Below are 6,990 nucleotides of genomic sequence, written 5' to 3' on the forward strand. Positions count from 1 at the left end.
TCCGCTTTCGCTTCGCGTTTCCCTTTCCGGCGGTTCCGACTCTATCAGATCCTTTTCGGCCTGACCCCCAGTCAGCGGGGTTCGCCTTCCCGGCCCTTGGGCCGTTCCGACGAGTGAGACTTTAGCGGATTCCGTGCTCCCGAGCGAATCGGGGGCTGCGTTCTCGCGAACGCGGATTCCTCATTCCGTAAATACGCACGACAATGCACGACGGCAGACAGACTGAAACGACTGTCGTCGAGTAATGAAGAGGACTTGCGGAGTGGCTGCCCGGGGACCGACCGGAGTCGGCTCTCACGTCGGACAACTCGAAGTACCTTACGGATCCCGGCGGGGCGTGTCAACTCATGGCCGCGCAGGCCCCGGGGGCGTACGCTGTTCGTCATGACTACGCGTACGTACGACCAGCAGTGGTGGCCCGCCTGACGGCGGCCGCGCTCACGTACGCAACACAACGGCCGCCGCCTCGGCGGCCGTTCTCGTTTCTCCCTCCAGGGGCTCCGGGGGCCAGGCCGGCCGGGGACGGCGGTCTCGACCGAGAGATGGAGTGGAGATGACACGGGTCTTCAGTGGGGTCAAGCCGACCGGGCACCTGACACTCGGGAACTACCTGGGCGCCATGCGGCAGTGGGCCGAGGTCGACCAGCACCGGGCGGACGCGCTGTTCTGCGTCGTCGACCTGCACGCTCTGACCGTGGACCACGACCCCGCGCGCGTGCGCAGGCTGAGCCGGCAGGCGGCGACGCTGCTTCTGGCGGCCGGGCTGGATCCCGAGCGGTGCACCGTGTTCGTGCAGAGCCACGTGGACGAGCACGCCCGGCTGTCCTACCTGCTGGAGTGCGTGGCCACCGACGGCGAGATGCGGCGGATGATCCAGTACAAGGAGAAATCCGTGCGCGAGCAGGGGCGGGGCGGGAGCGTGCGGCTGTCGCTGCTGACGTACCCGGCGCTGATGGCCGCCGACATCCTGGCGTACGACACGGACGAGGTGCCGGTCGGTGACGACCAGACACAGCACGTGGAGCTGGCCCGGGACCTGGCCGTGCGCTTCAACCACCGCTACGGGCACACGTTCGTGGTGCCGAAGGCGACCCCGCCGAAGGTGGCGGCCCGGGTGATGAACCTGCAGGACCCGACGTCGAAGATGGGGAAGTCGGACGACTCCGGACCGGGCATCGTCTACCTGCTCGACGAGCCGGAGGTCGTGCGCAAGAAGGTCATGCGGGCGGTGACCGACAGCGGGCAGGACGTCGTCTACGACCGGCAGGAGCGGCCCGGGGTCGCGAACCTGCTGGAGATCCTGGCCGCTTGCGAGGGCGGGGACCCGCAGGAGCTGAGCGGTGCGTACGCGTCGTACGGCGCCTTGAAGAAGGACACCGCAGAGGCCGTGGTCGAACTTCTCAGGCCCGTGCAGCAGCGGCACAGGGAGCTGTGCGCGGATCCCGGTCACCTGGAGGGGGTGTTGCGGGCGGGAGCGGAGAAGGCGAGAGAGATGGCGCGGCCGACGGTGGACGCGGCGTACCGGGCGATCGGGCTGCTGCCCGCCTGAAGGGCTGGGACCGGGCGGGCAGCGGGTCCGGTCAGTTGTTGCCGGAGGCCAGCTCGCGGCTGCGGTCGCGGGCGGCTTCCAGCGCCGCGATCAGTGCGGCGCGCACCCCGTGGTTCTCGAGTTCGCGGATGGCGTTGATCGTCGTGCCGGCCGGTGAGGTGACGTTCTCGCGGAGCTTGACCGGGTGCTCGCCGCTGTCGCGGAGCATGACGGCGGCGCCGATGGCCGACTGGACGATCAGCTCGTGGGCCTTGTCGCGGGGCAGCCCGAGCAGGATGCCCGCGTCGGTCATGGCCTCGACCAGGTAGAAGAAGTACGCGGGGCCCGAGCCGGAGAGGGCGGTGCAGGCGTCCTGCTGGGACTCGGGGACGCGCAGTGTCTTGCCGACGGCGCCGAAGATCTCCTCGGCGTGGGTGAGGTGGCCGGCGGTGGCATGGGTGCCGGCGGAGATCACGGACATGGCCTCGTCGACGAGCGCGGGCGTGTTCGTCATGACGCGCACGACCGGGGTGCCCGCGGCCAGGCGCTCCTCGAAGAAGGAGGTGGGGATGCCCGCCGCGCCGCTGATGATCAGCCGGTCGGCGGGGACGTGCGGAGCGAGTTCGTCGAGGAGGGTGCCCATGTCCTGGGGCTTGACCGTGAGGATCAGGGTGTCGGCGGTCTTCGCCGCCTCCGCGTTGGTGACCGGGGTGACTCCGTGGCGGGCGCGGAGTTCCTCGGCCCGCTCGGGGCGGCGGGCGGTGACCAGGAGGTCGGAGGGGGCCCAGCCGGCCCGGATCATTCCGCTGAGCAGGGCTTCGCCGATCTTGCCGGTGCCGAGGACTGCGACTTTCTGGCTCATGGGGTTCATCCTCGCACCGGCGGTCGGGGGTGCGGCGGGTTGTCCGGCAGGCGGGACGTTCGAGGGCCGGGGCGGCCGGGCGGAGGGGGTCAGGGCTTGCCGGCGACGAGGAGGAGGACGTCGTAGGTCTCCTCGACGATGCCGTCGGGGAAGACCTTCAGCAGCTGGTCGCGCTCCTGGGCGAGGAAGGCGGTGCGGCGGTCCTCGGGGCAGACGAGGAGGAACGAGTGGCTGCCGATGTTGGCGAGGTGGCTGTCGACGGGGATCCGGCGGCTCCAGCGCACCTCGCGGCGGGTGAAGCGCAGACGGCCGGTGGGGTCGGCCAGCTCGGTGCGGGCGGCGCGCTGTTTCTCGGCGGGGATGTCGATGCCGAAGAAGCGGCCGGCCCGGCGGCTCGCCTCGGCGATCCACTCGACGTCCGAGGCGTCCGTGTTCCACCACAGGGCCAGGGCGCCGCCGGGCCGCAGCACGCGCAGGGCTTCCGGGACGGAGCGGTGCGGGTCGGTCCAGTGCCAGGACTGGGCGTAGGTGAGGAGGTCGGCGGAGCCGTCGGCGAGGGGGAGGGCGTTGCCGTCGCCGCGTACGAGGGGGATGCCGGGGTGGCTGCCGCAGAACTGGGCGGCCATGCCGTCGCCGGGTTCGACGGCCAGGACACGGGCGCCGCGCGCGTGCAGGAGGGCGGTCGAGATGCCCGTACCGGCGCCGACGTCCGCGACGCGCGCGCCGGCGAGCGGGCGGCCGGTGAGGTCTTCGACCGCGTCGAGGAGGGCCGCCGGGTAGGAGGGGCGGTGGGCGGCGTACTGGGCGGCGGCCGCGTCGAAGGAGCGGGCTCGGCCGGCGCGGTCGGCGGGGCCCGGGGCGGGCGGGAGAGGGGCGCTCATGCGCCCATGGTGGTGCAGACGGCGTGCCTGGCGGGCGGAGTTTGCCCGGTGGGGGCGGGCCGGGCCCACGGGTGCGGGCCGGTCCGGACGGGCGCGGCGGGCCGGCGGGTCAGGAGTGGCGGCGCTTCCTGGAGGGGTTGCCGGAGCGGCGGGTGGCGCGGCGTTCGAACTGTTCGCGGGCCTCTTCGTACTCCCGGCGGTGGAGCTTCTCGCCGGGGGCCTCGGTGAAGGAGCGGAAGAAGTAGGCGAGGAGGGAGCCGATGAAGCCGATGGCGAGCAGGCCGCGCAGGGAGGACTGGCGCTCGGGGTCGGGGCGCTTGGAGAAGCCGCCCCAGGTGTGACCGAAGGCGAGTGCGCTGCACACGGCGAACATGACGACGACGAGGAGCGTGACGAAGGCGCCCGAGTTCGCGATCTGGATGCCTTCGAAGGCGAAGCGGAGGACGAAGCAGGCCGCGGCGGCCGCCAACAGTGAGCCGGCGGCGACGCCGGCGCGGCGCAGCGCGTAGCCGTTGTCGTGGTGCACCCAGGCCGTGCCGAAGAAGCGCAGGGGCTCGGGGCGCGGGCCGGTGGGGCCGGTGGCCGGGGAGCCCGCGGGGGTGGCCGGGGTGCCGTTCTCGTCGCTCACGCAACCGATTATGGCGCCCCGGGGTCCGCGGGCCCGGGGCGGGCTCGGAGCTGCGGACAGAAGGGAAGTCCGATCGGCTCGCGGCGTCCGGTGCGTGCGAGCGCACGGCGCCGGGAGGTCCTTGTGGCGGAGCTGTCAGGGCCTTCCGGCGACGCCGCGAGCGTGCGTGCCGGGCGTCGCGAGCCGGGCGCCCCTTCTGCTCGCAGCTCTCAGGCGCAGCGTGGCGCGATGTAGCCGTCGACGCCGGTGTAGATGTAGGCGTCGGAGACGTACTCGCCGTTGTCGATGTTGTCCCAGATGCTCGACGTGCCGTAGGGACCGGTCACCTTGGTGCCGGGGGTCTGGCAGTAGACCGGCACCTTGGCGCCCGCCAGCAGGGTCCGCACGATCGGGTATCCGGTGCCGGGTCCGCTGCGGACGTTGAGGCTGACGCCCGGGGCGACCGAGTAGTAGCGCAGGGCCGCTGCCTGGGCCGTGACGCCCTGTGCTCCGTCCTGGCCCGGTGTCTCTTCGACATGGTCGACCGACATGAAGGTCCTCCCCCGTTCATTTCCCCATGACTGTCATGGGGTCCCGTTGGTTCCCCTGGAGCGCGTGATGGAACAGGTGTACGCGACTCGCACGCGAACGCTAGCAAGCCTCCTCAGTCCCGTCCGCGTCATCGACTAGGGTCGGTGCGTCGCGCGCGCGGGACGAACAGCACGGGGGTGGTCCATGACGCCACAGCGCAACATCGGAGCGGGCGCGGAAGCGGAACTTCCGGAATACGCCGGTCACTATCGGCTCGAGTCGCGTCTGGGCTCCGGTGGCATGGGGGTCGTGCACCTGGCCCGCAGTACGTCGGGGCTGCGGCTCGCGGTGAAGGTGGTGCACGCGGAGTTCGCCAGGGATCCCGAGTTCCGGGGGCGTTTCCGGCAGGAGGTGGCGGCGGCCCGCAGGGTCAGCGGCGCGTTCACGGCGCCGGTCGTCGACGCCGACCCGGAGGCGGACCGGCCGTGGATGGCCACGCTGTTCATTCCCGGTCCCACGCTCGCGGAGGAAGTGAAGCGGAACGGGCCGATGGCCCCGGCGCAGTTGCGGCGGCTGATGGCGGGCCTCGCCGAGGCGCTGCGGGACATCCACCGGGTGGGGGTCGTCCACCGTGACCTGAAGCCGAGCAACGTCCTGCTCGCCGAGGACGGTCCGAAGGTCATCGACTTCGGTATCTCCCGGCCGAAGGACAGTGAACTGCGCACCGAGACCGGGAAGTTGATCGGTACGCCGCCGTTCATGGCGCCCGAGCAGTTCCGGCGGCCGAGGGAGGTCGGGCCGGCCGCCGACATCTTCACGCTCGGCTCGGTGCTGGTGCACGCGGCGACGGGGCGCGGTCCGTTCGACTCCGACAGCCCGTACATCGTGGCCTACCAGGTCGTGCACGACGAGCCGGACCTGGGCGGCCTGCCGGAGGATCTGGCTCCGCTGGTGCTGCGCTGCCTGGCCAAGGAGCCCGAGGACCGGCCGACTCCGGACGAGCTGATGCGGGAGCTGCGGTCGGTGTCGGCCTCGTACGACACGCAGTTGTTCATACCGGAACAGCGCTCGGGCGCGGCGGCGGTGCCGGGCGCCGCCGGGGACTCGGGCGAGGCGCGGGGCGCGGGCGGGGCGGGGCTGCCGGACGGAGCCGGGGTGCCGGCCGCCGGGTCCGGTGGCGGCCGGCCGGTGGGGCGGGCCGGGTGGCGTCCCGGCCGGCGGCTGGGCAGGCGGCTCGCGCTGGCGGCGGGTGCGTGCGGGCTGGCCGTGGGCGGGACGCTCGGGGCGGTGGAGGTGTTCGGCGGCCAGGCGGCGCACCGGGACGCGGCGCCGCGGACCGCCGCGGCCGCGTTCAGCGGGTGGCAGGCACGGCCGGTGTCCGAGAACGGTCACATGCCGCAGTGCGCCGCCGCGTCCGGGCGGCTGCTGTGTGCCGGGCCCGGGCTGGTCTTCGCCCTCGACCCGGCCGACGGCAGGCTGCTGTGGCGGCGCCCGGTGGCGGCCGCCCCGGCCGGTGGCGCTCCGCAGGTGTCGGGCGGGCTCGTGCTGCCGCCGGCCGGGCGGGACGGCGTTCTGCGGGCGCTGGATCCCCGCTCGGGCCAGGTGCGCTGGCAGCGTGACGTGTCGGCGTACGAGGCGATGCGGTGCGCGGGGGACATGCTGCTGCTCACCGGTGCGGACGGCACGGTGACGGGGGTGGACAGCCGCTCGGGCGGAACGAGCTGGAGCCGGCGCGTGCCCGGCCTGACCGAGCCGTACTTCGTGTCGTTCGCCGGTGATCCGCTGGCGTACGCGGCGAGCCCGGCACGGGACGGGAAGGGCACACGGGTGACCGCTGTCGATCCCGGCACGGGTGCGGTGCGCTGGCAGGCGCGGCTGAACGGGTCGCTGCGGCCCTTCGGGTCGGCCGGCGGATCGCTGTTCCTCCAGTCCGTGGACGGGGTCTACGGCGACACGCGGGCGGTGGTCCGCTACTCCCCGGCGAGCGGGGCGGTCCGGCGGGTGGCGCTGCCGGTCCCGCTCCAGCAGGCACACGCCACCGTCCGCGGCGAGGTGGTCCACCTGCTGTCGGCCGGGGGTTCGCTGACCGCCGTCGACATGGCCGCGGGCCGGCGGCTGTGGTCCCTGGAGACCTCCGTGAGCCGTGGTTCGGCGCCGGTCGCCGACGCGCGGCACGTGTACGTCCTGTCGGCGGACGGGCGGCTGCTGGCCGTGGACGCGGTCAGGGGTGTGCTGGTCGGTCAGACGCCGGCGCGGCTGGGCGCGGGCGCGGACCGGGTCGCCGCCTCGGTCCCGGATCCGGTGCCGGCCGCCGGTCATGTCTACGCCGGTGCTCCCGACGGCACCGTCTTCGCCGTGGACGCGGGTGCCCCGTCGGCGTGGTGACGTGCGAAGGGCCGTCCGCGGGGTGAGGCGCGCAGGGGGACTCGCCGGGTGACGCGGGGACGGCATCCGCGAGGTGATGCGTGAAAGGGGCCGCCCCCGGTGGCGGTTTCTAGCGGTCGTTGCAACACGTGGTCGTGTTGATCAGGCTGTGAGCAGTTTATGCAGGCGCTCGGCTGGGGTTTCCCAGTCGAGCGTT

General features: G+C 73.0%; 6 protein-coding genes. 2 read left to right on the top strand and 4 right to left on the bottom strand.

The features are described 5' to 3' along the window. Positions 1–553: 553 nt before the first annotated feature. Positions 554–1,549: a tryptophan--tRNA ligase gene (gene trpS, locus ABZ719_RS36860; RefSeq protein ID WP_366729535.1), complete on the top strand. Its 996-nt coding sequence runs from the start codon at positions 554–556 to the stop codon at positions 1,547–1,549. Positions 1,550–1,580: 31 nt separating this feature from the next. Here trpS and proC read toward each other — a convergent pair whose 3' ends face one another. The 4 genes from proC to ABZ719_RS36880 form a co-directional block, all read right to left on the bottom strand. After that, positions 1,581–2,390, bottom strand: coding sequence for a pyrroline-5-carboxylate reductase (gene proC, locus ABZ719_RS36865; protein WP_037850395.1), 810 nt, complete (start codon positions 2,388–2,390; stop codon positions 1,581–1,583). An 89-nt stretch (positions 2,391–2,479) separates the two neighbouring features. Continuing rightward, positions 2,480–3,271 carry a class I SAM-dependent methyltransferase gene (locus tag ABZ719_RS36870; protein WP_366729536.1) on the bottom strand — a complete coding sequence of 264 codons (792 nt, stop codon included), beginning with the start codon at positions 3,269–3,271 and terminating at the stop codon, positions 2,480–2,482. A gap of 109 nt (positions 3,272–3,380) precedes the next feature. Further along, positions 3,381–3,899 carry an EamA/RhaT family transporter gene (locus ABZ719_RS36875; RefSeq protein WP_366729537.1) on the bottom strand — a complete coding sequence of 173 codons (519 nt, stop codon included), beginning with the start codon at positions 3,897–3,899 and terminating at the stop codon, positions 3,381–3,383. Positions 3,900–4,108: 209 nt separating this feature from the next. Continuing rightward, the gene (locus ABZ719_RS36880) at positions 4,109–4,429 is read right to left on the bottom strand and encodes an SH3 domain-containing protein (protein ID WP_366729538.1); all 321 of its coding nucleotides are present in this window, start codon (positions 4,427–4,429) and stop codon (positions 4,109–4,111) included. Between the two features lie 184 nt (positions 4,430–4,613). On the opposite strand from ABZ719_RS36880, the gene ABZ719_RS36885 reads away from it, so the two are divergent. Further along, a complete protein-coding gene (locus ABZ719_RS36885) occupies positions 4,614–6,794 on the top strand; it encodes a serine/threonine-protein kinase (protein WP_366729539.1) in 2,181 nt (726 codons plus the stop codon). Positions 6,795–6,990: the final 196 nt, after the last annotated feature.

Source organism: Streptomyces sp. NPDC006743 (assembly GCF_040703815.1).
Taxonomy (GTDB): Bacteria; Actinomycetota; Actinomycetes; order Streptomycetales; family Streptomycetaceae; genus Streptomyces.

Bases quoted from the DNA above. Each gene is read 5' to 3' on its own strand.
- proC (WP_037850395.1), bottom strand. From the start codon at position 2,390: ATGAGCCAGAAAGTCGCAGTCCTCGGCACCGGCAAGATCGGCGAAGCC.
- ABZ719_RS36885 (WP_366729539.1), top strand. From the start codon at position 4,614: ATGACGCCACAGCGCAACATCGGAGCGGGCGCGGAAGCGGAACTTCCG.
- ABZ719_RS36880 (WP_366729538.1), bottom strand. From the start codon at position 4,429: ATGTCGGTCGACCATGTCGAAGAGACACCGGGCCAGGACGGAGCACAG.
- ABZ719_RS36870 (WP_366729536.1), bottom strand. From the start codon at position 3,271: ATGAGCGCCCCTCTCCCGCCCGCCCCGGGCCCCGCCGACCGCGCCGGC.
- trpS (WP_366729535.1), top strand. From the start codon at position 554: ATGACACGGGTCTTCAGTGGGGTCAAGCCGACCGGGCACCTGACACTC.